This is a genomic window from Salinivibrio sp. IB872 (genome assembly GCF_001995345.1).
GTDB classification, from domain to species: domain Bacteria; phylum Pseudomonadota; class Gammaproteobacteria; order Enterobacterales; family Vibrionaceae; genus Salinivibrio; species Salinivibrio proteolyticus.
On record NZ_MUFO01000043.1, the window covers coordinates 1 to 25,581 of the forward strand.

At 46.0% G+C, this 25,581-nt stretch carries 21 protein-coding genes and 1 other RNA gene; 13 read left to right on the forward strand and 9 right to left on the reverse strand.

From position 1 onward, the window contains the following. Positions 1-295: 295 nt before the first annotated feature. The 4 genes from BZJ18_RS14145 to BZJ18_RS14160 are packed head-to-tail and all read right to left on the reverse strand — an operon-like array spanning position 296 to position 3,354. The gene (locus BZJ18_RS14145; RefSeq protein WP_077457696.1) at positions 296-718 is read right to left on the reverse strand and encodes a type IV pilus modification PilV family protein; all 423 of its coding nucleotides are present in this window, start codon (positions 716-718) and stop codon (positions 296-298) included. A gap of 5 nt (positions 719-723) precedes the next feature. After that, complete coding sequence (locus BZJ18_RS14150; protein ID WP_077457698.1) at positions 724-2,136, reverse strand: hypothetical protein; 1,413 nt, start codon at positions 2,134-2,136, stop codon at positions 724-726. Next, positions 2,133-2,771 (reverse strand): hypothetical protein, encoded by a 639-nt coding sequence (locus BZJ18_RS14155; protein ID WP_077457700.1) that lies wholly within the window; start codon positions 2,769-2,771, stop codon positions 2,133-2,135. Before BZJ18_RS14155 ends, BZJ18_RS14150 begins: the two co-directional genes overlap by 4 nt. After that, entirely contained in the window at positions 2,758-3,354 is a 597-nt protein-coding gene (locus tag BZJ18_RS14160; protein ID WP_077457702.1) for a pilus assembly FimT family protein, read from the reverse strand. Before BZJ18_RS14160 ends, BZJ18_RS14155 begins: the two co-directional genes overlap by 14 nt. Before the next feature lie 100 nt (positions 3,355-3,454). On the opposite strand from BZJ18_RS14160, the gene BZJ18_RS14165 reads away from it, so the two are divergent. Continuing rightward, positions 3,455-3,910: a type IV pilin protein gene (locus BZJ18_RS14165; RefSeq protein WP_077457724.1), complete on the forward strand. Its 456-nt coding sequence runs from the start codon at positions 3,455-3,457 to the stop codon at positions 3,908-3,910. A gap of 63 nt (positions 3,911-3,973) precedes the next feature. Here the strand turns inward: BZJ18_RS14165 and dnaJ are convergent, their stop codons facing one another. The 3 genes from dnaJ to grpE form a co-directional block, all read right to left on the reverse strand. After that, positions 3,974-5,122, reverse strand: coding sequence for a molecular chaperone DnaJ (gene dnaJ, locus BZJ18_RS14170; protein ID WP_077457704.1), 1,149 nt, complete (start codon positions 5,120-5,122; stop codon positions 3,974-3,976). Positions 5,123-5,241: 119 nt separating this feature from the next. Beyond that, positions 5,242-7,164, reverse strand: coding sequence for a molecular chaperone DnaK (gene dnaK, locus BZJ18_RS14175; RefSeq protein WP_077457706.1), 1,923 nt, complete (start codon positions 7,162-7,164; stop codon positions 5,242-5,244). A gap of 232 nt (positions 7,165-7,396) precedes the next feature. Continuing rightward, positions 7,397-8,044 (reverse strand): nucleotide exchange factor GrpE, encoded by a 648-nt coding sequence (gene grpE / locus BZJ18_RS14180; protein WP_077457708.1) that lies wholly within the window; start codon positions 8,042-8,044, stop codon positions 7,397-7,399. Positions 8,045-8,217: 173 nt separating this feature from the next. On the opposite strand from grpE, the gene nadK reads away from it, so the two are divergent. The 3 genes from nadK (at position 8,218) to bamE (ending at position 11,548) form a co-directional block, all read left to right on the forward strand. Beyond that, positions 8,218-9,099 (forward strand): NAD(+) kinase, encoded by an 882-nt coding sequence (gene nadK / locus BZJ18_RS14185; protein WP_077457710.1) that lies wholly within the window; start codon positions 8,218-8,220, stop codon positions 9,097-9,099. A 168-nt stretch (positions 9,100-9,267) separates the two neighbouring features. After that, on the forward strand, positions 9,268-10,935 hold the full coding sequence (recN, locus tag BZJ18_RS14190) for a DNA repair protein RecN (protein WP_077457712.1): 1,668 nt from the start codon (positions 9,268-9,270) through the stop codon (positions 10,933-10,935). Positions 10,936-11,191: 256 nt separating this feature from the next. Then, positions 11,192-11,548 carry an outer membrane protein assembly factor BamE gene (gene bamE, locus BZJ18_RS14195; RefSeq protein ID WP_069591158.1) on the forward strand — a complete coding sequence of 119 codons (357 nt, stop codon included), beginning with the start codon at positions 11,192-11,194 and terminating at the stop codon, positions 11,546-11,548. Between the two features lie 84 nt (positions 11,549-11,632). Here bamE and BZJ18_RS14200 read toward each other — a convergent pair whose 3' ends face one another. Then, on the reverse strand, positions 11,633-11,983 hold the full coding sequence (locus BZJ18_RS14200) for an RnfH family protein (RefSeq protein ID WP_069591153.1): 351 nt from the start codon (positions 11,981-11,983) through the stop codon (positions 11,633-11,635). Beyond that, entirely contained in the window at positions 11,976-12,407 is a 432-nt protein-coding gene (locus BZJ18_RS14205; RefSeq protein ID WP_069591154.1) for an SRPBCC family protein, read from the reverse strand. Before BZJ18_RS14205 ends, BZJ18_RS14200 begins: the two co-directional genes overlap by 8 nt. A gap of 157 nt (positions 12,408-12,564) precedes the next feature. Between BZJ18_RS14205 and smpB the strand changes: the two genes are divergently transcribed. From smpB to BZJ18_RS14250, 9 genes are all read left to right on the forward strand, one after another. After that, complete coding sequence (gene smpB, locus BZJ18_RS14210) at positions 12,565-13,050, forward strand: SsrA-binding protein SmpB (RefSeq protein ID WP_077457714.1); 486 nt, start codon at positions 12,565-12,567, stop codon at positions 13,048-13,050. A 47-nt stretch (positions 13,051-13,097) separates the two neighbouring features. Continuing rightward, positions 13,098-13,464: a transfer-messenger RNA gene (gene ssrA, locus BZJ18_RS14215) on the forward strand. A 183-nt stretch (positions 13,465-13,647) separates the two neighbouring features. After that, positions 13,648-14,874 carry an integrase domain-containing protein gene (locus BZJ18_RS14220; RefSeq protein ID WP_077457716.1) on the forward strand — a complete coding sequence of 409 codons (1,227 nt, stop codon included), beginning with the start codon at positions 13,648-13,650 and terminating at the stop codon, positions 14,872-14,874. A gap of 398 nt (positions 14,875-15,272) precedes the next feature. Further along, positions 15,273-15,551, forward strand: coding sequence for a helix-turn-helix transcriptional regulator (locus BZJ18_RS14225; protein WP_000115789.1), 279 nt, complete (start codon positions 15,273-15,275; stop codon positions 15,549-15,551). A 137-nt stretch (positions 15,552-15,688) separates the two neighbouring features. Next, complete coding sequence (locus BZJ18_RS14230; RefSeq protein ID WP_241824983.1) at positions 15,689-17,902, forward strand: hypothetical protein; 2,214 nt, start codon at positions 15,689-15,691, stop codon at positions 17,900-17,902. 287 nt (positions 17,903-18,189) lie between these two features. Then, entirely contained in the window at positions 18,190-19,860 is a 1,671-nt protein-coding gene (locus BZJ18_RS14235; protein WP_077457718.1) for a type I restriction-modification system subunit M, read from the forward strand. Between the two features lie 3 nt (positions 19,861-19,863). Continuing rightward, positions 19,864-21,039, forward strand: a complete 1,176-nt coding sequence (locus tag BZJ18_RS14240; protein ID WP_077457720.1) for a restriction endonuclease subunit S — start codon at positions 19,864-19,866, stop codon at positions 21,037-21,039. Between the two features lie 101 nt (positions 21,040-21,140). Then, a complete protein-coding gene (locus BZJ18_RS14245) occupies positions 21,141-24,512 on the forward strand; it encodes a type I restriction endonuclease subunit R (RefSeq protein WP_077457722.1) in 3,372 nt (1,123 codons plus the stop codon). A 31-nt stretch (positions 24,513-24,543) separates the two neighbouring features. Next, entirely contained in the window at positions 24,544-25,245 is a 702-nt protein-coding gene (locus BZJ18_RS14250) for a M48 family metallopeptidase (protein ID WP_025588487.1), read from the forward strand. Positions 25,246-25,581: the final 336 nt, after the last annotated feature.

The following is a 25,581-nucleotide window of genomic DNA, read 5'->3' on the forward strand; positions in this document are numbered from 1 at the left end:
CACTCAGTTCATCGAATAAATCTTTTTGTCTATTCTCAACGAGTGCCCACACAGATTGCATAGGTCAAATTGTTAAAGAGCGTCGCTCAATCTTGAGCGGGAGTGGCATTTTACGCCACCGAGGCAGTGAGTCAAGCTTTTTGTTTACTTGGCTTTGCTGCCGTTTGTTAGCGCGGTTTGCCGTGCCAACGAGGAGCGCATTATAGAGAGGTATTTTTGTGACGCAAGGGGTTTTTAAAGAAAAAATACCGACCGAACAAAAAACACACAAAAGGATGTGTTAAAGGGGCTGGGTTTAACCATGGCGATGGATAGAAGCGGTAAAGTAAAAGGTTAACGACTGGGAAATCCCTCGGCTATCTTTCCAACTTACAATGACTTCCAACTGTTTAGCATAAGGGCCTGCCTCCCCCATCAAGGTTTTTGTGGTTTCCGCCTCTAATTGGTAAGGCGTCTCTTTGGTTTCAATCAAGCACCCGGCAATATTTGAAAGCCCAATCATTTCTCCATTGTTTGCTGAGCATGGTGTATCAGTGTTGATGCGCTGCCAAAGGGCGAGTTGATCACTGGCAATATGCATGGCTCCTTCGGCTAGCCGAGCATTATATTGCCGAGCTTCAATCTCTGCGGTGAGGCTATACAGCCCTAACCCCGTGACAGAGACCAGCACCAGCGCGATCATTATCTCTAAAAATGAAAAGCCAGATTGAGACTTCATCGCCTTTACCCTCCACTGGGTGGTGTTAGGTCGTAATAGCTATTGGGTAAGGGCCTTAACTGCCCGAGCCCCTCAAAACTAGCACGCTTATTACCATCATCATAATTAGCAACCAAAGAGCCATTAATGACGGTATTGCCATCAGGTACATCGATGATAAATGCACCATTGGTTTTAAAACTACCATGAAACCAGAAGGGGACTCGGCTTGCCTGCTCAGGTTCTCGCACATTGGTTGTAATGTGCTGGCAAAGCTCACTTATCGACGCATTACTGTGCGTGCATGATACCTGCCCACCCTGAGAGCTATCCATGCCCCATTGCTCCGCAAACTTGTTCGCGTTCATCGTGGGGTTAAACTGATACACCACACCATTAAATGGATTGATCGCACCACGAAGCGCCATAATGCCATCTTGCACAACCAACAACACGGGTGGGTCACTCGGCAAAATGGCGGTATTTCTATGCTTGTTAGATGAATCACTCGGAGACTTGAATGTCTTGGGAGTTAAATCACAAGGCCCATCAACCCAGACTTTCACGTTAGGTTGTCCGCTCCCCTGTTCCATCGCATTGTAGACCGATTCATAACATTTCGATGCATCGCCATGCGTTTCAACGATGGTTCCGCCTTTTTCCTCAAACTGCTGTTTGGCAAGCCGCCACTGTGAACGCGGGACACCAAAAAAGTCTTGGAAAAGATCCATGTCCTTCACATTGGTTTGTACATCTTTTCTGAGCAGCTTCCTTGTCTCATCGCTGCTATCAGCTACTTTGTAATCGAGCACCTCAGTTTTATACTCAGGTGCACATTCATCTCCTCCTCCTAAGTGGACGGAGAATGTGTTTTGGCTTTTTTCCTCTTCGTTATCCGGCACACCTTCACTTGGTTTTCGCGGGCTAATCCTCACATCACCACCGGCAATAATGGACTGACATTCATAGCGTCCATCTTCACGTTTTTTGCCCTTCGCCGGCCGCCACTTATTCGCTCCGTAAAATAACGCCGAACCTGACGTGACAAATGCCGCCGCGCGACCGCCTCCCGCGCCTTGCAAGGTGACTCCAACCTCCTGCTGATGTGAGTGACTACTTAGCCGCCACAACGAGGGATTGTTTGGCCAAGGCGCTAGCTCTAATCGACTTCCCGCCACACCTTGGCACTCTGATAATTGAGTCAGCCCTTCGGCCGCCTCACCGGATGAGAGCTCGAGACCCTCTTGATAGATTTTCGCCACCGCACAATCTAACCCCGCCCAAGCCCGAGAAAGATACTCTTGCGTTTTAATTCGTGCCTGTGCTTGCTGGATATCATTAATCGCACGCCGACTCACGCCAAACACTATCAACAGTGCAATCAAAGCAATACTGGCCACCACAACGAGCGTTGCAATACCGGTCTGTGTCTTTCTCATAACTGCCTCATTGTGTTACGTAAAACTAGGGTTCGAGATAAGCTTTCTTGCGTGTGTGGGGCCTCTTTTAACGCGGCAGATAAGGTGATGGTTAGGGCCGTGACGGTGCGATGGTTGGACGTGCTCACCTCTTTGCGCTCAAAAGTCAGGTTATCAATCACAATGTTGCGTGAAGAGATATCTCGCCAGTAACCGGACTGGCACTTCCAATTATCTGTATCGTCGTGGTTCTCGTAGATTTCTACAGCCTGATTATCAGCATCAAACCGAAAGCCTTTGATATCATCTTTTCCTGCATCCAACTGAGGAACGACGCCCGTCTGTTGGTAGGCAAACCGAATGCATTGACCCTGATTGTTGCTGCCAGTGTCGTCAATCAAAATCAGATGCTTATCTACTTGGAACGCTGCTGTCTCACCACACTGATAACACAATCCGGCTCGACGAATATCAGACTCCATCATGGTCAGTAAGCGGCTTAGCTCAAGGGACAAGTTAGTCTTCGCATCAAGACGGGTTTGAGTCACACTGGCAGACGTCATCATCGACAATGCCGCCAACATGACCATCAGGCTAACCGATAAACCGATCAGCAGTTCGAGCAAACCATACCCCCACTGATTAACTACTCGCATCGTTTTCACCCTCAGTGCGGCAAGTCGTGTTGTCTTTATTTTTGCAATGGCTAAAACCAAGGTACTGACGGATTTGCACGATATAGTCTGGCTGTTGGCTCTTTGCGGTGCTTAATCCCAGTGTGAGGTTGAGGTTTGGCCGCTGGGTGCGAAAGTCAATCGTGAATAAATCGCCGTCGGGTTGTACTTGCCACTCTTCTTTAACTTTTTGTTTTAGCGTGACCTGTTTATCTAGCCTCACCATCAAGGCTTGGGTTTGGTGGCAGTCGAGAGACGGTGGCTGTCGGCCTGCTGATGTTCGGGCTGTGGACACTGGCTCTGCTTTGGCAACAATGCAATCCACCCCATCCTCACTCACGAAGCTAACAACATACGGACGACTTTCTTTAACGGCTCGGCTTTGAGCCAATTGAAACAAACTGGTGAGTGCCGCACTGTCATTGGCAATTAACGTCGCTTGGCGCGCTTTTTGAAAGTTGGGAAACGCAATGCTGCAGGTGATCGCCAGCACAGCAAGCGCGATTAGTGACTCAATTAAAGTAAAGCCATGAGAAAGCCGCTTCAGATGAGGGATAAAACGCATACTGCCTCCCAAGTTAATCGCCCACCGATTGATGATGAGAGTACCACTGCCCTAGGCTGGATGACGTTTTAGTGACAGAGTCTTCGAGAGGCTAACAAAAATGAGGTTTAACAGTATCTCACGCTTACAAAAAGGCGTGACATTAGTCGAGTTACTGTTTGGGGTAGCCATTATTGCTACGTTGGTAGGCATCGCGTTACCCGCTTATTCTCATTACAAACAGCAACAAGAAAGGCAACATGCAAAGCGTAATCTGGTTCAGCTGCAAGGGTGGATAGAAGATCATTTTATTACCCATCAATCCTTTCCTAACGCCAGCGACCAAACTGAGTTAAAAGATAAGCTGTGCGAAAACTGTCAGCTATCTGAACGCTACAACTTTGCAGTCCATGGGCAAACGAAAAGCTATTATGTCACTGCTACGCCACGTCAGGAAAGCGCGCAAAACAACGACCCCTGTGGGGTATTGACCTTATACCCGAGCGGGCTAATTGCCGCGCAATCAAACCATAAAGATTGTCCGCTTCCCCATATACAGCGGCCGACGAAAGGATAAAAAAATAGCCAGCGCGAGGCTGGCTATTCATTATCTTAGTGTTCTTTGGACACGTGGCACTTTTTACCCGGTAAGGTCATCGAAGAATTTCTTCACGCCATCGAAAAAGCCTTCTGATTTTGGCTTATGCTTTTTCGCTTCGCTTCCACTGAATGACTCTTCAAGCTCTTGTAAAAGCTCTTTTTGACGGCTGCTCAATTTGACAGGGGTTTCCACCACCAGCTTACAAATAAGATCGCCCATACCACCGCCACGTACGGATTGTACGCCTTTACCGCGCATCCGGAACATACGACCCGTTTGCGTTTCGGCCGGCACTTTCAAGCTCACACGGCCATCCAACGTCGGGACTTCAACTTCGCCACCGAGTGCGGCCATTGTGAAGCTAACCGGTACTTCGCAGTACAGGTTATTGCCATCACGGGTAAAAATATGGTGCTCACGAATGTGTACTTGTACGTACAAATCACCCGCTGGGGCACCGTTTTCTCCGGCTTCACCTTCACCTGATAGGCGAATACGATCCCCAGTATCGACGCCAGCTGGAATTTTCACATTCAGGTGTTTGGTCTTTTTCACACGACCTTGACCATGACAGCTGTTACAAGGGTCTTTAATAATGGAGCCGCTACCATGACAGGTTGGACAGGTTTGCTGCACGGCAAAGAAACCTTGGCGCATTTGCACCTGACCAATACCATTACAGGTACCACAGGTTTGCTTTTGCGAGCCAGGTTTGGCGCCGCTGCCATGACACGTATCACAGCCTACATAGGTCGGGACTTCGATCTCTTTGCTGACGCCACGGACCGCCTCTTCAAGCGTTAGCTCCATGTTATAGCGCAGATCGGCACCACGTTGAGCGCGTTGCTGACCACCGCGACGCCCTCCGCCGAATATATCGCCGAATACGTCACCAAAAATATCGCTAAAGTCAGCGCCACCGCCGAAACCACCGCCGCCGAAGCCGCCGCCACCCATACCGCCTTGTTCAAAGGCTGCGTGGCCATATTGATCATAGGCAGCGCGTTTTTGTGGGTCGGTCAGCACTTCGTACGCCAGCTTAATTTCTTTGAACTGGTCAGCGGCATCTTCGCCTTTATTACGGTCTGGGTGATATTTCATCGCCAGCCGCTTATAGGCTTTTTTAATATCGCGCTCGCTCGCATCGCGGCTTAGACCGAGCACTTCATATAAATCTCTTTTTGACATGGTCTGACTGCACCTGTTTACGTCAACAAAACAAAGACGTTCAAATCACGGTTTGATAAAACGACGGGCGAAGGAGATTGCTCCCCTACGCCCGTGCTTACTAACGACAGCGCTTTCGCTTATTTCTTGTCGTCGTCTTTGACTTCTTCAAACTCAGCGTCAACGACGTCATCGTCTTGTTTCGCTGAATCTGCACCGGCGTCTTGTTGCGCCTGCTCAGCTTGTGCTTGCTGCTGAGCAATTTCCATCAGTTTTGATGAAGCCGCGACCAGTGCTTGTACTTTCGCATCGATGGCTTCTTTATCTTCGCCATTGCGCGCAGTTTCAAGCTCAGAGATCGCTGTTTCGATCTTCTCTTTGTCTTCTGCTGGCAGTTTGTCGCCGGCTTCTTCAACTTGCTTACGGGTGCCGTGAACCAGCTGATCCGCTTGGTTACGTGCAGTTGCGAGCTCTTCGAACTTCTTGTCCGCTTCTTTGTTCGCTTCTGCTTCTTGAACCATCTTCTCAACTTCTTCATCACTCAAGCCGCCAGACGCTTGGATGGTGATTTTCTGCTCTTGACCCGTTTGCTTGTCCTTCGCAGACACGTTCAAGATACCATCAGCATCAAGGTCGAAGGTCACTTCGATTTGTGGCACACCACGTGGCGCAGGCTGAATGCCTTCTAGGTTAAACTGACCCAGTGATTTGTTATGCATGGCTTGCTTACGCTCACCTTGAATCACGTGGATAGTCACCGCGCTTTGGTTGTCTTCCGCAGTCGAGAACACTTGGTTCGCTTTAGTTGGGATCGTGGTGTTCTTCTCGATGAGCTTGGTCATCACACCGCCCATGGTTTCAATACCCAGTGACAGAGGCGTTACGTCAAGGAGTAGCACGTCTTTTACGTCACCTGACAGTACACCACCTTGCACTGCCGCACCAACGGCAACCGCTTCATCAGGGTTCACGTCTTTACGTGGGTCTTTACCAAAGTACTCAGCAACTTTCGCCTGTACCATTGGCATACGGGTTTGACCACCCACCAAGATAACATCAGTGATTTCGTCAACAGACAGCTCGGCGTCTGCCAGAGCGWCTTTCAGTGGCTCGAGAGAACGTTGAACCAAATCTTCAACCAAAGACTCAAGCTTGGCGCGCGTTACCTTGATGTTCATGTGCTTAGGACCAGTAGCATCCGCAGTCACATAAGGCAGGTTCACGTCAGTTTGCTGTGCAGAAGAGAGCTCGATTTTCGCTTTTTCTGCCGCTTCTTTCAGACGTTGCWTCGCCAATGGGTCTTGACGCAAGTCGATRCCTTGCTCTTTYTTRAACTCGTCAACCAAGTAAGTGATCAGACGGTTATCRAAGTCTTCACCACCTAGGTGCGTGTCACCGTTWGTYGCCAGTACTTCGAACGTTTGCTCGCCATCTACTTCATCGATTTCGATGATAGAGATATCGAAGGTACCACCACCCAAGTCATAAACTGCGATAGTGCGATCGCCGCCTTTCTTGTCTAGACCATAGGCCAGTGCGGCTGCAGTTGGCTCGTTGATGATACGCTTAACTTCTAGACCTGCGATACGACCAGCATCCTTAGTTGCTTGACGCTGAGAGTCGTTAAAGTAAGCAGGTACTGTGATAACCGCGCCAGTCACTTCCTCACCGAGGAAGTCTTCAGCGGTTTTCTTCATTTTCTTCAGAACCTCAGCAGAGACCTGAGGTGCAGCCATTTTCTGGCCTTTCGCCTCAACCCACGCATCGCCATTGTCAGCTTTGACAATTTTGTATGGCATGATGCTGATGTCGCGCTGTACTTCTTCGTCTTCAAAACGACGACCGATCAAACGTTTGATCGCGAACAGGGTGTTTTCTGGGTTTGTCACCGCCTGACGCTTTGCAGGTTGACCGACTAGCGTTTCACCGTCTTGTGTATAAGCGATGATTGAAGGTGTTGTACGATCACCCTCTGCGTTTTCAATCACGCGTGCTTTTTCACCGTCTAGTACAGCGACACATGAGTTGGTTGTACCCAAGTCAATACCAATGATTTTACCCATCTGGTGCTCTCCGAAATTCGTTCTGTGGCTTTATTGCGTTACACCCTATGTGGGGGTAACCGTGAGAGGTTCAACCCCTCACCGCAAATTTTTATTTAACGCTGCAATCTAAATAAGGGCAGCATGCTTGTTTTCAAGGCCTGCGATAAAAAAAACCGCATTTTTTAGGCCTTTTATATCGAGTGGCTGACAAAAAGGCCTGTATTTATTGACGTTTTCGACGTCGGCCTTATTACGCTTTTTCGTCAACGTTGCCTTGTGGTACCTTAGATACCATCACCATCGCTGGGCGCACGACGCGACCATTTAGCTCGTAACCTTTTTGCATCACCATCATCACGGTATTTGGCTCGTGCTCAGCGCTTTCTTGAATTGACATCGCTTGGTGCAGTTCAGGATTGAATGGCTGACCTTGCGGATCAATCGCGTTTAGGCCGAACTTTTCAACCGTATCAGTCATGGTTTTTAGGGTAAGCTCCACCCCTTCAACCATAGGCTTGATGGCTTCGTTTTCTTTATCCGCCATCTCAACAGCACGCTCCATGTTATCAATCACGGGCAACAGCTCACCGGCAAACTTCTCGAGCGCGAATTTACGCGCTTTATCGATTTCTTGCTCAGTGCGACGGCGCATATTGTCGACATCCGCACGGGCACGCAGCACGCTGTCTTGCTGCTCTTTCACTTTCGCTTCACTGGCTTCAAGTGCGGCTTCAAGCTCGGTAATACGTGCAATCATGGCCTCGGTCTCGGCGTCTTCGATATCCGCCGCACTACCGCTCACTTGTTGCTCAGTGGCCTGCTCTGCGTTTTTGGCTTCAGCAGCTTGCGCTTGTTTTACGGCTTCCTGCTCTTGCTTCACTTTCTGTTCTTCGCTCATGATCACTCCGACACAAATGGCATTGCCCAGCACGCCACTGGGACTATTCAACTTGATTGACGGGGTTATTATGGGGATGAATATTCACGATTCAACCATCAGGCCAACCCAAATCACGACAATCGCGATTTTGCCGCGTTATACTGGGCACAAATAGACACAGGATCCGCATTATGTCGACACGTTTTACACGCATTGCGCTTATCGGTAAGCCCCGCAATCCAGAGGCCGTGAACACACACATTAGCCTTTACCACTGGCTCACGGAGCGTGGCTATGAGGTGTGCATTGATACGCGTCTTAGCACTAACTTGGGGTTACCCGATGCGCATTACTTGGATCTTGTTACGATTGGTCAACACGCTGACTTGGCCATCGTGATCGGGGGCGACGGTAATATGCTGGGCGCCGCACGCGTGTTATCGCGCAGTGACATCAAGGTGATTGGGGTGAATCGGGGCAATTTAGGCTTTTTGACCGACTTAGATCCCGACGCCTTCGAAAACGCGCTTGAAGCCGTCTTGAGCGGTGAATATATGGAAGAAGATCGGTTTTTACTCGAAACCGAGATCCACCGTCATGACCAAGTCAAAAGTCATAATGCCTCACTGAACGAAGCAGTGCTCCACCCAGGGCAAGTGGCGCATATGATTGAGTTTGAAGTTTACATTAACGAACAATTTGCCTTTTCTCAGCGCTCCGACGGGATCATTATTTCAACTCCCACCGGCTCCACGGCGTACAGTTTATCGGGAGGCGGCCCTATTCTCTCTCCGAGCCTAAACGCGATTTCACTGGTCCCTATGTTCCCTCACACCCTATCCAGCCGTCCGTTAGTCGTCGACGGCAACCGCCGCATTAAACTGCTGGTTTCGCCCGATAACCGCGGCACGCTGGAAGTCAGTTGCGACGGACAAGTCTCTCTTCCTGTGAACCCTGGCGACGAGGTGCATATTTATAAAAGCCCGGCCACGCTGAAGCTTATCCACCCCAAAGATTACAATTATTACAACACGTTACGCACCAAACTAGGCTGGTCGTCGAAACTCTTCTAATCGCTTCCCTTGCCGTAAAAGGGCACAAAAGCAGGCTTGCCTGCTTTTGTGCAATTTTTGTGCGGAAACTCCCAGAAGGAACAATTCTTCTTTTTACATATTCACTGGATGTAAAAACAGTATATACTGTATCTATACACAGTTGTTGATAGATACAGGTGTTTTCCTATGTTAGCCGATATGACCATTCAAAACTTTGCCATCGTGAAATCCTTGGAGTTGGAGTTTAGTAAAGGAATGACGGCGATCACCGGAGAGACAGGTGCAGGTAAATCGATTTCTATCGATGCGCTCGGCCTTTGCCTAGGCGACCGCGCGGATGCCAATATGGTACGTCCCGGCGAAAAACGCGCAGAGATCACCGCCAGTTTTACCCTCGAACAAAACAGTGCGGCACGTCGTTGGTTGCAAGACAATGAGCTTGAAGACGGCGACGACTGTATTCTCCGTCGCGTGATTACCAAAGAAGGCCGCTCTCGTGCTTACATTAACGGTAACCCTGTCCCTGCCTCACAGCAAAAAGCCCTAGGACAACTACTGATTAATGTCCATGGTCAACACGCTCACCAACAACTGTTGCGCCCAGAACACCAGATCACCCTGCTCGACCAATATGCCGGACACCAATCACTACTCGATAAGATGGCGTCTCGCTACCAACGTTGGCGTCGTGCTAAAAACGAGTTAAAGGCACTGATCAAGAAAAAAGACGATCTCGATGCACAACAACAACTGCTGGAATATCAAGTCGGCGAATTGAACGAGCTGGCACTAGGCGAAGATGAATACCAGCAGATTGAAGAAGAACACAAGCGCTTATCAAACAGCGGCGATATTGCGATGACAAGCCAAGCGGTCGTGGATTTGCTCAGTGATAACGAAGACGCTAACGCGCTCAACCTTTTAAATGCCGCGCAGCAACGCTTGGTTGAACTGGCCACACTGGACAGTCAATTTGAGCCCTTAGCCACGCTCATTGAAGAAGCGCGCATTCAAGCGCAAGAAGCGAGTCAAGAAGTGACCAGTTATCTCGACCGGTTAGACATGGATCCGCAACGTCTGCAATACCTTGATGCGCGTATGAGCACGATTATGAGCTTGTCACGCAAACATCATGTGCAACCCGAAGCGCTTTATCAAACGCACCAACAACTGATCCAAGAACTGGATAAATTAGCCCATAATGATGAGGCGATTGAGCAGCTCCAAGCCGACGTGGATGCGCATTTTGCCGCCTGTTTGGATACGGCAGAAAAACTCAGTAAAAGCCGACGTCGTTATGCCCGTGAGCTCAATAAACTGATCACGCAAAGCATGCACCAACTGAGCATGGAGCACGGTACCTTTGAAATCCAAGTCGAAAACAAAGCCGACACTCACCTAAGTCCCTTAGGGGGAGATGCGGTGGCCTTTTTGGTGTCAACCAACCCGGGTCAACCGCTGCAACCGCTCGCAAGGGTTGCCTCTGGCGGTGAGTTATCTCGGATTTCATTAGCCATTCAAGTGATCACCGCCCAAAAAGTGGAAACCCCGAGTCTGATCTTTGATGAAGTTGATGTGGGTATCAGTGGTCCAACAGCGGCGATTGTCGGTAAGTTACTCCGTCAATTGGGTCAATCGACCCAAGTAATGTGCGTAACACACTTACCCCAGGTTGCCGGATGCGGGCATCAGCAAATGTTTGTCGCCAAGCAAACAGAAAAAGGCACCACAACGACCCGTATGTATCCGCTGGCCCGCGACGAACGTATCAATGAACTGGCACGCCTACTCGGCGGTAGTGAGATCACCGAGCGTACGCTGGCCAATGCCGAGGACTTGTTGGTTGCCGCATAGCATGCGTCAACCCATGGCACTCACCGATTCGCGACACCTCACAAACCTGTGAGCGTGTCGCCTTTTTCTCTTTTTAGGGCGAACTTTTTTCGATTCTTCCCATCCAATCGCTAGTCGCGAGCAGGTTTTTTACATATATTCCGAGCTTGTTTATACTCATCCGCCTTTCGTCAGGGACGAAAAAGCCTGTATCCACGGAACGATTTGCGTGTGAGTGATATTATTTGCCATCAACGAGACAGTGAAGATGTTAACTATGGGTTGGACTAAAGCCGCCATTGCTGCCCTAATGGCAATTGCCATTACTGGCTGTTCTTACGCCGAGAAACTGGTTTATCGCGTCGATATCAATCAGGGCAATTACATTGAAGAAAAAGCCGTAGACTCACTTAAGTTTGGCATGACCAAAGAGCAGGTTAAGTTCTTACTTGGCCCTCCTATGCTGGTCGAATCTGGCTACCCAAACACGTGGTATTTTGTCCAATGGCAACAGCCTGGTCACCAAGCGCCAACACAAAAAGATCTCGTGCTCTCTTTTGATGACAACAACCAGTTAGTCAAGGTCGATGGTGACTTCACGCCGGGTGAAAGCTTTTTCGAAGCTGTCCAATAACGGTGTCGCAGCAGGCTGTCTACTGCCATCATGGTCGAGCTTTTTTTAGTAAAGGCGCCGATTGGCGCCTTTCTTTCTGGCTGGTTATGAGCGCTTGCGCTGAGTATCCACGCGTCCACCCGTAACAGGATCCGCTTTTCCTTCTAGCTTCGCGCGTTCCGCTCGGCGTCGGCGAATTTCTTTGGGATCCGCCTGCAGTGGGCGATAAATCTCAATACGATCTCCATCACGCACTTGTGCATCCAGCTTCACGGTGCGGCTGAATATGCCGACTTTATTGTTGTCTAAATCAATCTCTGGGTAAGCTTTAAGCACACCAGATTGGCGAATAATCTCTTCAACGGTCGATTGTGGTTTCACCACACAATTAAAAATCCGCTGCTCATTCGGCAATGCGTAGACCACCTCAACACGGAGTAGTGTTTCTTCACTCATAGATCGTTTTCGCTCGTTCAGTAAATGCTTTCACCATACTACTTGTTAGCTCGCTGAAGATACGACCAAACGCCACTTCAACTAATCGATTGGTAAACTCAAATTCAAGATCGAGCTCAATTTTACAGGCGTCGCTGGAAAGCGGTGTAAAACGCCAACCTCCGCTCAGCCGTTTAAATGGCCCATCGACCAATGTCATATCAATGCGCGTGTTTTCCACCAAGTAATTTTTGGTCGTAAAGGTTTTCTTAATGCCTGCCTTCGCCACGTCTAACGATGCCACCATGGTTGTGTCAGTGTGCTCAATCAAGCGTGTGCTCACGCACCCAGGCAAAAACTGTGGATAGGCCTCAACATCATTCACCAAGGCAAACATTTGCTCAGCACTGTAAGGCACTAAAGCCGAGCGGATAATTTGCGGCATAAGGACTCCTTGCAAGTTAACCGCGAAATCATACCACCGCCGCATCTATTCACCAAAGCGTGCAGCCGCGTGTATCGACAAATACAGATGCGCTTCACTCAGGCTCGTGCGATAATCCTTTCATTCCTCAACACATAGCCTTTATAATGCGCCCACTATGGCTAAGAAAAACGCAAAGAACAAAGCAAGCAGTAACACCATCGCGCTGAATAAAAAAGCTCGCCATGAGTTCTTCATCGAAGATGACTTTGAGGCCGGGCTTGAGCTACAAGGCTGGGAAGTAAAATCTCTCCGTGCCGGTAAAGCCAATATCAGCGAAAGTTATGTGTTGCTGAAAGACGGGGAAGCCTTTTTGTTCGGGGCAACCATCACCCCGCTTAATGTGGCCTCCACCCATGTGGTGGCTGATCCTCAGCGTACACGCAAGCTCTTGCTTAAGCGTCGTGAGCTTGATACCTTGATCGGAAAAGTTAACCGGGATGGTTTCACAGTCGTGGCTCTTTCCCTGTACTGGAAAAAATCCTTCGCCAAGCTCAAAGTCGGCTTAGCAAAAGGTAAAAAACTTCACGATAAACGCGATACCGCGAAAGACAGAGACTGGCAACGTCAAAAAGCCAGAATCATGAAAAACGCAGCACGTTAATCGTTGACGCGGCAGATCAATATGTTAGACTCTGCCGTCCAAACTCTGGGGCTGATTCAGGATTCGACAGGATTGAGAAGGCCCGTGGAGCATGCCGAGGGGCGGTTGGCCTCGTAAAAAGCCGCAAAAAAATAGTCGCAAACGACGAAAACTACGCACTAGCAGCTTAATAACCTGTTGAGTGCCTATCCTCCCTAGCCTTCGCCTGTAGGACGGGGATCAAGGATAGTCAAAACCAAACAGGATCGCGTGGATGCTTTGACCCGAAAGCTGAAGCGTTAAATCTAAGTCGGGTATGTCTTTGTGTGGCGTGTTTGTCCGCAGCACACTGACGAGATTAAAGACAAACTAAGCATGTAGCGCCATTGGTTAGACTGATTCTGGACGCGGGTTCAACTCCCGCCAGCTCCACCAATCACTAGTAACGGGACGTCTCAGGACGTCCCGTTTTCTTTTCTAAACCCTTGTCCTATCTAGCTTTAAGTGGTTCAGGGCGTCTCATCAAGATTCACTTAATCTCAGTCATTTAGTAACATTCTGCGTAACACTAGCCAATAACAACACAAATTGGTGTTACATCAGAAAGGAACCATTAAAATGGCTAAGCAAATCAAGCCTTTATCACCAACTCAAGTAACCAAAGCTAAGCCCTTAGAAAAAGAATATTCGCTTGCCGATGGCAACGGTCTGTACTTACGTATAAAACCAAATGGTGCAAAGCTTTGGATTTTCAACTACATCCACCCAGTAACTAAAAAACGCAAGAACATCAGCCTTGGTGCTTTTCCTGACATTACTCTCGCATCTGCGAGAGAGAAAACAAGAGAAATGCGCCAACATGTCGCTGAAGGTATTGATCCGAAAACTCACAGAGATAACCAACTCATTACCGCACAGATAGCTCAGTCATCAACTCTGAAATCAGTTGCCGAAGAATGGTTTGAAGTAAAAAAGCATGACGTTTCCGAAGACTATGCCAACGATATCTGGCGATCTCTAGAGCTACATATCTTTCCCAACCTCGGTAACATGCCGATAAGTGAGCTAACTGCCCCAATTGTGATTCAAGTCTTACGACCTGTAGAAGCAAAGGGCGCATTAGAGACAGTTAAGCGAGTATGTCAGCGAATAAATGAAGTGATGAACTACGCGGCGAATTGCGGAAAGATTCAGTCCAACCCATTGATCGGGATAAAGCAAATATTTAAGAAGCCAAAAACTGATCATATGAGCACTATCAGACCAAATGAACTTAGTGATCTAATGCAAGCGATGTCGTTAGCCAATATCAAGCTTGCTACCCGCTGCGCTTTTGAATTCCAACTCCACACTCTGACCCGTCCCGTTGAGTGTGCTGCCGCTGAATGGAGTGAAATTGATTTCGAAAACAAACTTTGGGTCATTAGCAAAGATAAAATGAAAATGAAACGCGATCACAAAATCCCTCTTTCAGACGCTTCGATTCAACTTTTAAACTTTATGAAGCCCATCTCATACGGACAACGCTATGTATTCCCCAGTTCAAAGTCAGTAGACCAGCACATGAACAGTCAGAGCGTCAACGCAGCTCTAAAACGTGCAGGAATGAAAGGAAAGCTAGTAAGTCACGGTATGCGTTCCATTGGCAGTACAGCGCTCAACGAACAGGGCTTCAACAAAGATGCTATTGAGCTGTGTCTAGCACACGTAGACAAGAACACGATTCGTGACATCTACAACAATGCTGAGTACCTTCAGGAGCGTCGTAAGATAATGGAATGGTGGAGCAACTTCATACTTGATGCTTCTAAAAACACCAACACAATAGCAAAACCATCAAAATAAGTGATACAAATCACACTTTTAATAAGGTGCGGGTGTTTTTGTATTGACGATGAGAATCACCCGCATTATTTTAAATCTCGTCTAAATATTTAATTTTTTACATAGGAAACAGACATTTAAAGTCCGCTCCGCGGCAACAGCCTTATGCTCGTTAAACTTCGGTTTAACTATTTTTTATTGTTTTAGCACTAACTTAATTTTCTGAGTCTTTTTTTAAGACTTCTTTATTTTAATACATACACAACACCTTCCCTTATATTGCGAGGGTCAGGCTGCTACCAACATAAAGGTTTCAGTCCTAGGATACTATTGCTTTGCTGAAGTTAAATTTCAGTGGTTCAGTGTAGGTATTAGAATATGAAGGCGGTGCTAGACATGAATTAACATAGGTTATCGTTATGTCTGTAAATACAACCCCTCTTCTAAAAATCGTACGTAAATCTGACGTTCTACAACGCGTACCCTTCTCAAGAGCGACTCTCCACCGCAAAATTAACGATGGAACATTCCCACCTTCAATTCCCCTTGGTGCAAACTCTGTTGGTTTCTTGTCTCACGAAGTCGATGCCATTATCGCAGCCATGGCACTAGGCAAAGATCTACAGCAAACTGTTTCTCATCTTGTTGAGCAAAGACAGTCTCTTTTCGACAACAGTCTCTATGCATTAGCCGCATAACTAAAAACTCTCACTAAGCACAAATAAATCAATTGTTTACTGCATGCTTTAGCATGCTGGTAAAAGTGCAGAATTTTTTAGTTATATATATTATCTAGAAATTTTGCACTTTTACGTTCAAGCAGGAATTAGAATAAATGAACGTCATCGCGCAATCTCAAGCTACAGAACACACTCTACTTCAAACCTCAAAAACTAAGTCGGTTTTCATTATGCTCGACCCGTTCCTTCAGCATCGCTCGAATGATCATCGAGTCGTTGCTCTACGCAACGACAGAAGCAATGCGATGGATGTCGTCAGATATTATCTAGATGCTGGCTATACGATTACATTAGTCGCCGATTCAAAGCTGTTCCCGACTCAAACGGCTAGATTAATGAAAAGCAACTACTGTGGAAGTCGTGTTCCAATGTTAGATAGCGCGACAGGGATTTACTACAGCCTAGAGAACTTTAGAAGCACTGTGACTTATCTAACCCTTTGCAACTCTCTATCACCGTGCAAAGAGACATCGCAGTGGCTTTCCAAGCAATTGATTCGTACTGTTCCGCTTACAAACAGCACAACCGAGGCATGTGTTAACACATTTCTGTCAGATTTACAGGGCGTTCAGAGTATTGAGTTATTGAGAGCTGCACTTGATGAGCAACTCGAACAGAATCGCAATAGAGTGCGAAAGTTCATGTCTCCGACTCTTCAAACTAAGACCATCACCGTTGATTCATTGTGCTCTCCGCTGTGCTCACAGCTTATCAACGACAGCAAAACTCTTGCAGTAAGAGCGGCAACAGGCACAGGGAAGACTAAGCATCTATTTGGTCCATTAGCGAAAGCGGCTCGTAGCAAAAGCAAGAAGATCGTTTACCTGTCTTATCTGACCGCCCTGGTCGAACAATACTGTAATGACAATTTCGCAGTCAGCTACAACCAAGATTTGTGCGAACTAGAACAAGCGGATGCAATGGGGGTTGTTGTAAACAGTATTTGGAAATCTCATATTCGCTCTGTGCTTAATCAGGCGGATATCCTTATCATTGATGAGTTCGAAAAAGTACTGACGACTGTCGTATGTTCTGAACCAAGTAAACAGTTACCAAAGCAACAAGTTTTTGAAAGCTTGTCAGAAGCCATTCGTAATGTCCCACAATTGATTGTGGGTGATGCCGATCTTTCAGATATTAGCTTGAGTTACATCAAAGAGTTAAGAAGCGAAGTGACACTATTGGATTGTAAAGAAAATCCGTACTCYTCAATCAAAGCTGTGATCACAGATAAAAACCAGTACCTCTCCAACGTTTATCTCAAAGAGCAGCTTACTAAGAAAGATAAAGTATTCCTGTTTGACTCTCTCGTCACACTTCGCCAGGTAACCCAATCACTGGGCTATAAAGATTCTAATAGGCTAGATTGTGAAGAAGAAGCACTAAAAGACGGGGTCTTAATTATTCACGCTCACAATAAAGACATGCCTGCTCAAAAAGCCTTTTTGGAGAATCCAAACGAAGAGATTAAGAAGTATAACGCAATCATGGCATCTCCTTGCTTAAGTTCAGGCTTTTCAATTACTACGCACTTTACTAACAAGGTTGTGGTTTTCTGCGATAAGACACTAACACCGTTAGAGCTGATTAATTTCGCACGTCGATTTCGTACAGCAAAACAAATTTGGTTTGCCGTTGATGCATACAAAGATTTCATTACGCCACATGCCAAAGAGACGACGTACAAACCAACAGTCCATGTCCAGCCAACTGACAAGTTGAACATTGCATTCAACAACGTTAAAAAGCGCTTCTTCGCTCCTTTAGCCTTACATTTACATTTAACGTTGGAAGAACTCGGTTTTATGACTACATCGGCCCCATCCTCTTTTACAGCACAACTGTTTGCTCAAAAGAGTGCTACTCTGGCAGCCAAAGCGTACAAAGAGTTAGAAGTGCAAGCGATTGTATCCTCACCTGATTTAACTCAAGAACAAGCTTCCTGGTTATGGACTAAAGACAGAAGGACATCTTCTGATAACGCTTCTTTAACTAAGTTTCAGATCAAACGGGATTACGGAGTGAAAAAGGTTACAGAAGATGACGTTAACTTCCACTTCAAGTTCTTAGCCAATCGAAGTGTGTTTGATTCATTCCCGTTCGTGAATCGCTCTAGTGACAAAGTGGAAATCGAAACGAAGCACCATTCTGCCGCGATGTTCATCTATGACAATATTTTGAGAAAGTATGGGTTTTCTGTCGATGGTGACGCTTTTTGGATTCACAAAGACGATGAACAAGGCAACGTCATACTTGAAAAGACTCTTAAACTCATTAGGCTTCGAAGTTGGGACATTCCGCAGCAGTAGCAAGAAAGCAAAAGTAGAGCTGCATAAAAACGCTCGTAATTATGCTTACTTTAAGACAGCCCCATCTGAAACTACCAAGTCCGCAGCTTAACAACCAACACAGCCCTGCTACCACGATACTCAGAAGGTAGCAGGGAATATCCCACATCAAATCATAATCTTACTACAGCGCTCAATTCCTGGATCTAAAGCCTCTCAATCGAAGCTTGTTGCGTTATAATGCCCACAATTTTGTTCTTCGCTCAAACCAAGGTTCTGAGCGAGCCGTGAACGTTTAAGAGATTCTTATGACAACCAATACCGCAGTAGAAAAAATCAGCCTTGAAGAGCTAAAAACATGGCTTTGGGGCAGCGCAAACATCATGCGTGGCACCGTAGATAGCTCAGACTTCAAAAACTATATCTTCGGTCTCCTGTTCTTAAAACGTCTTTCAGACGTATTTGACGAGCGTGTAGAAGCCGTGATGGAAGAGGAAGGTTGCAGCGCTGAAGAAGCAATGGCGCTCATTCAGGAAGATAACCCAGAGCAATTCGTTCCTGTGTATGCTCGTTGGAACAAGCTGGTCGAAAGAACGGAAAATATTGGTGAGTACATCGATGAAGCCTTTGCTGAAATCGAACATCAAAACCCATCACTAGAAAAAGTGCTTACCGCCATTCAGTTCGGTGATAAAGAGAAACTCAGCAATGAGTTACTAACTCGCCTACTCCGCCACTTTAACCAACACAAGCTGGGCAATAAAAACCTCTACAAAGCCGACCTACTTGGCGATGCGTACGAGTATTTGATTGGCAAGTTTGCTGATGATGCTGGTAAGAAAGGCGGCGAGTTCTACACCCCACACGAAGTGGTAGAACTTATCGTTAAGCTGATTGACCCACAGCCAGGCCATGAGATTTACGATTTGACCTGTGGGTGCGGCGGCATGTTGGTTGAGTCCGCTCGTCACATTAAAGAAAACTACGAGAATGGCACCATCATGGGTAAGCCTAACTGTAAACTTTACGGTCAGGAGAAGAACCTAGGAACATGGGCAATTGCTAAACTCAACATGTTCTTGCACAACCTAGATGGCGATATTCAACGCGGTGATACGTTAGTTAACCCAAGACATACAACAAGCCAAAATGGCTTAATGACTTTTGATAGAGTCATTGCGAACCCTCCTTTTTCTCAAGATAAATGGTGGGAACCGTTAGAGCTAAACGACGGGAAAATTGTTGACCAAAAAGGTAAAGAAAGAAATGTAAAATACAGTTCCGACCTAAAAGATCCATTTGGTCGCTTTGGGCTTGGCACAGCTCCACGAACTAAAGCAGACTTTGCCTTTATTCAGCATATGATTGCCTCAACAAAAGACGATGGTCGCATCGGCGTTGTAGTCCCTCATGGTGTGCTGTTCCGTGAGGGAGATGAAGGTAATATTCGTAAAGGCTTTCTTGTCGGTCAAGACAATATCAAAGGTGATTTAATTGAAGGTGTGGTCGGTTTACCAGATAAACTGTTCTTCAACACAGGCATTGCGGCTGCGGTTCTAATCATCAATAAAAACAAGCCTGCTGCACTGAAGAACAAAGTTATTTTCGTTGATGCTTCCGCCGAGTTTGGTGAAGGTAAAGCGATGCGCTTACTTCGTAAATGCGATATAACACGTATCACGACCGAGTACAGCAAAGCAAAACAAACATTAATTGATGCAGGAGAGCAGACGGAAGATAAACTTTCGGAGTTACTGGACTCTGTCTCTGTGGATAAATACCTTCGCGTCGTTGATATTACAGAAATCAAGCAGAATGACTTTAATCTCAATATCAGCCGCTATATCGATTCTTCAGATGAAGAAGAAAAAGTTTGTATTACAACCACTCTTCGAAACTTAGCTCAAATTGACGAAAAGATTTGTAAAGTAGACTCGAAGCTCAAAGATCTCATCAACTCAGTATCTATTGAGGTATAAACTATGGATAACTGGAGAGACTCAAAAATAGAAGAGCTTTGCACCTTACACTACGGCAAATCTCCTAAAGGCATAGATTCAGATGATGGCATTTACCCGATTTATGGCACTGGTGGGATAGTTGGAAGTACCAACGATTATTTATACGATAAGCCGAGTATCATTCTTGGACGAAAAGGGTCTATCGGTAATATTCACTATGTAGATAAACCGTTCTGGACAATCGATACTACTTTTTATGTCGAAGCCAAAAATTGCGATACTAAATGGTTATATTACGTATTCAGTAGTTTAAACATAGAGAAGCTGAACGAAGCTACAGGTGTTCCCAGCCTGAGCCGAAATAACATTTATGCTCAAATGTTAAAAGTTCCAAGCGACCAAAAAGAACAACAAAAAATCGCAGAAGTTTTATCCACTGTGGATAAGAAAATCGACCTTATCGACCAGAAAATTGCAGAAACCGAAAAGCTGAAAACAGGCTTAATGCAAAAGCTATTTTCAGAAGGTGTCGGTGTTCAAGACGAGAATGGAAACTGGCAACCGCATGCTGCGTTTCAGGATTCTCCATTTGGTAAGATTCCAAGAGCCTGGAAATATGCACCCGTAAAATCTTTAGTTTCAATAAAGTCACCCAAGTATGATCCCAAGATAAAAACAGAGAGCTTGCCTTGTATTGAACTAGAGCATTTATCGCAAGGAAGCGGTGAAATACTTGGTACTGTTAACTCGTTAGAACTCGCTAGTACAAAAAACTGTTTTGCAAAGGGTGACGTACTGTTTGGAAAACTTCGCCCTTACCTCAAGAAGTTCGCAAAGCCGAACTTCAATGGAGTGTGTAGTTCAGAGATTTGGGTAATGAAATCAACTGATAATAAAGTACTTCACAATGACTTTTGGTTTTATTTTATACAAAGCGACAGGTTTATTAATGAAGCAAACAAGTCTTGTGGTACTAAGATGCCCAGAGCTGACTGGAAAGTTGTATCTGAACTCATACTACCAATCCCATCGTTCTGCGAGCAGTTAGGCATTGCCAAGATTCTAGAGTGTGTGGATGCAAAGTTAGGTCTTCTTAAGCAACAAAAAGCCGAAACCCAGCAACTCAAAAAAGGCTTGATGCAGAAGTTACTTACAGGTGAATGGCGAGTTCCTGTTGAGGAAACTGAAGCCGCTTAGCGATTGCCTCATGATGCCTTCAGGCGAAGGCATCTGAAAAGCAAAAAACGTAATTTAAATGAACAATAAAAAATGAATAACAATAAATAAAGGAATAATGTATGTCAGGTCAGGCAGAATCGTCGAATCCAGAGTTAGTTGGAGTAGAACGCCCAGCGATTGAATGGTTAAAAATCCTTGGTTATCAGCACATTAAAGGTCGAGATGTAGAACAAACACACAAGACTGAGCCTGTTATTCTGGAGTCAGTGTTAACTGACAGACTACATGCCCTTAACCCTTGGCTGGCCGAGGTTCCGAACGGTGCAAACAAAGCGATTAAACAGCTCAGAGACATATGGTTTGAGCATAACAGCGACTTAATGCTGGCAAACCATGCATTCTGGAAGAATGTTCTGTTTCAATCGAACCTGCAACAAAAAGACAAATATGGTCAACCTCGTAGCATCCGCTTCATTAACCAAACGGGTGCCGAGGGTAACTTATTCCATGTGGTTGATCAGTACGTTGGCAAAAATGCCAACGATGAGCTTTTTAAACCCGATTTACTTTTATTCATTAATGGCTTACCCCTTGGCTTGATTGAGTGTAAAAACAGCTCAATTAAGCTCAGCAAAGGCATTGCACAAATTGATGGCTACCAAGGCACTTTTACTCAACACTTTGCCTTTAATATGGTTTGTGCTGCCATTAATCGTAGCCAAGCCAAGTATGGCGCTATCTATGCGTCAGAACAGTTCTATCTGACTTACAAATTTGATCCGAAAAAGCCTGACGAGAACATTGTTCTTACCGAATTGGAAAATCAATTAGGAAAGAAACCTACAGAGCAAGATAAGCTACTGTGGGCATTGTTCGAGCCTTCCCGCTTCGTGCGCTTAGTCTGTTTCTACCCTATGTATGAAATAGAAAAAGGCGTCATGATCAAGAAGCTTCCACGTTACCAGCAGTGGCGTGCCGTAGAGAAGACGCTGCTCCGTTTACAGGGTAAAGACCCACAACTATTAGGCCAAGAACTTGGCGGCGTGGTTTGGCATACGCAAGGGAGTGGTAAATCACTGACGATGGCACTACTTGCCCGTTTAATGCGAGCCGAAATTTCTGGTTTCAATAACCCAAGTATATTGATTCTTACCGACCGCACTGACCTTGACCGTCAGATCCACAATACCTTTACTAATGTCGGTCTTGAATCGATTAAAGCAGACTCCGTCGCTGGGCTAGAAGCCATGCTCAGCAATGACTACGGCACCATTTTCACTTCGACCGTTCAAAAGTTTCAAGAAAGCGATGGTAAGCAGATACAGGCCGCAAAAGAGTCTGAAGATGAGGATTCCATTGCAGACTCTAAAAGTCGTGTCAGACGCGTTTTGAGGAAGGATGATTCTGAGCAAGAACAGTGCTGGATTCTAAAGGAGAACAATGTTCTTCACGGTCAAACCGATGCTAACGGTAATCCTAAAAAAGCTAAGTGGGAACTCATTAGTGAAGAGAAAGTTGATTTTCGTGTTCTGAGTACTAAGCCAAACTTCTTCGTGATGGTTGATGAAGCTCACCGCAGTCAGTATGGATTCCTTGCTGCATTCATGCGTGCTTCTTTACCGAATGCTAAGTTCATAGCATTTACTGGCACCCCGCTTTTTAAAGACGATAAAGAAACCCTGGGTACATTCGGCGGTAAAGAGTACATCGATACTTACCGCCTCGACGAGGCGGTGGCAGATGGCGCGACACTGCCTATTAAATATCTTGAAGGTATGGCGCAATGGGGTAGCGACGGAAAACTAAAACAAGCTTTTGAGGATGAATTTGGTAATGAGCCTTTAGCCCGTAAGAAAAAGCTGAAGCAAGAGTTACTCAAACAACGTCGCGGTGCTATCGGGCGTATTGAGGAGAATGCTCGCCATCTCGTTGAACATTTTCTATCAAGTGTGAAGCCTCGCGGCTTTAAAGCCATGCTGGTATGTGACGGGCGTGATATGGCTGTTCGCTATAAAGATGTACTAAACCAAATCATGCAGGAGCGTCAAAACAAAGGTCTGCCGACCTTTGAAAGCCGAGTGGTTATCTCTCTCGGTAGTATGACAGATAAGCGCACAGGTATTAGTGAACAACAAGCTCACTATGCATCAGGCTCAACCTCAAAACTTGAAACTATCGAAGAGCGTATCAAGCGGGAACTCCAACAAAGCCAAACACCGATAGCCGTACCGTCTGAAAAGATCCCAAGCTTGGTGAATGATGAATTTAAGCTGCCTTATGGTGATGAATCCGCTAATACCAAAGAAGAAACCAAGTTTAACAACATTGGGTTAATCATCGTTTCTGACATGCTGTTAACTGGCTGGGATGCCCCTATTGTCAGCACTTTATATTTGGATAAACCGCTGAAAGAACATACTTTGCTTCAGGCTATTGCTCGTGTAAACCGAACTCGAAAAGGCAAGAAAGCAGGCTACATTGTCGATTACTTCGGGGTGGTTGAATACCTAGATGAAGCGCTGAAAGTTTATGGGGGTGACGTACAGCCCGATCAAGTATGGACGGACGTCGAAGCGGAGTTACCACGCCTTCAATCTGCTTTGACAAAAGTGTTAGACATTCTTCCGAAAAAGCACAACCCCGTAAAACAACCTGAACCTTACAAAGAGGATGCCGAACTCTACCTAGACCCAGATACTCGTCTAGATATTGTTGAAGATTTCCTCGTTGCTCTCGCTGGATTCAATAGCCGCTTAGATATCGTGTTACCCGACGAACGCGCATCTAAATATCAGCCTTACTTCAAAGTGCTAAATGAGATAAAACTCCAACTGCGCAACAAAATGCCTGAGAGTGCTGATACGGCTCGCATCACCGCATCTGAATCTGAACTGCTTAAAAACATGCTCGACGAGCATATAGAAGCAAGTGAAGTTAAGAGCTTGCTAGGCCGTGAAATTTCAATTCTGGATGCTGCGGATATGGATCTACTCCGCAAACAGAAAAGTGCAGGGAGTGCCGCGTTGGTCATGAAGAACAAACTCAAGCACACCATTAAAACGGGGAAAGGTAAAGATCCCGCCTTCTTTGGTGACTTGGAAGAAGAGCTAGAAAAGCTTATCCAAGATGAACGTGAAGGACGTATTGAACAAGCTCTATTCCTTGAACAGCTAGAGCTTTTTGCTCAGCGTGTTCGTGATAAAGATGCCAAGCCATCTGAAATGGGCCTGGGAACAGCAACAGAGCGAGCCGTGTTCAACTATCTGGAAAAACAGGTAGAGGAAGCAGAAGCTTTGGCATGGACTAAAGGCATCTTTAGCCACCCTGATATCGCTGAAGTCATGTTGTCACCGATATGGAAAAAACAGACTGATATTCATAATGAGATCAAAAAAACAATCAGGACTATTTTACGTGGTCTTGGCGGCTGGGATATGACTGTAGCACGTCAGCACTCTGCTGAAATTTTCAGTATTATGCTGAACAACTGATCCTTTGCTTCATCAATGACGAAAGAAACACATGCCAATTTTTCAATACGGTACAACTGAAATCGAGTGGGAATTTAAGCTCGACTCAAAACTCAGTCACCACTACGTTACTGTAGAACGAGGTAAGACTGTTCTTCTCAGAGGCCCAAGTGCCTCTGAGGATGAGCAACGTGAGCTGATTCGTTACAGAGCAAGATGGATTAAAGAGCGCTTAGCGGAAGTCAATCAACCGTTAAAAGAAGAAATCGTCACAGGTAGCCGAGCGCCCTACCGTGGTCGTTCTTTCTATTGTGAAGTGATCCCTGCGCCAGAGTTATCGACGGTAGAAGTGAAGTTTAACCAAAGCCGTTTTAAAGTTCTTTCTCCCGAAGGCCACTTCGTCAGCCGTAAGCGATTCAAACCAGCTTTAGAACGTTTCTACAAACAGAAAGCCTTAGAAAAAATCGCTTCTCGCTTACGCTATTGGCAGCAGGAAACGGGGATGCAAGCCACGACTTTCCACATAAAAAAGTTTGATGCACGTTGGGCTAACTGCACCGAGAACAATGTTCTGGAGTTCCACCCTCGTTGCATGGAGTTTTCCAATAAGGTGATGGATTACATAATCCTTCATGAGCTATGTCATACCGTAGAAAAAAGCCATAGCAAAGACTTTTGGAAACTAGTCGCCAAGTATTGTCCTGACTGGAAAGAGCTGCATGAAGAGGTAGAGCGTTCTGGGATGGGGATCTAGCGGAGTCTACTGCACTTTGAAAATGCTAAGAGGCACTGCCCATTGCTCTAAATCTTTCACTCGCCCTCTACTCACGACTTTTTATTCGCTAGTTTAATTGAATAACTTTCATCTTTTAGGAACCTAGCGAGAACAATGTTCTCGCAGTATCAAACTTAGGTGTTCAAATAGGTTTATGATACATACACACCAATTAAAACCACTCAACTAACAAATTTTAATTCAATATGGTTTTTAATGTTTTTCATTATACATAAAAAACTTTTTAGTCAAGTTGAAAAAACTCTTGATTAAGAAAAAACAATCTAATATATTAAATCCCGTAGCAAGAAGCAG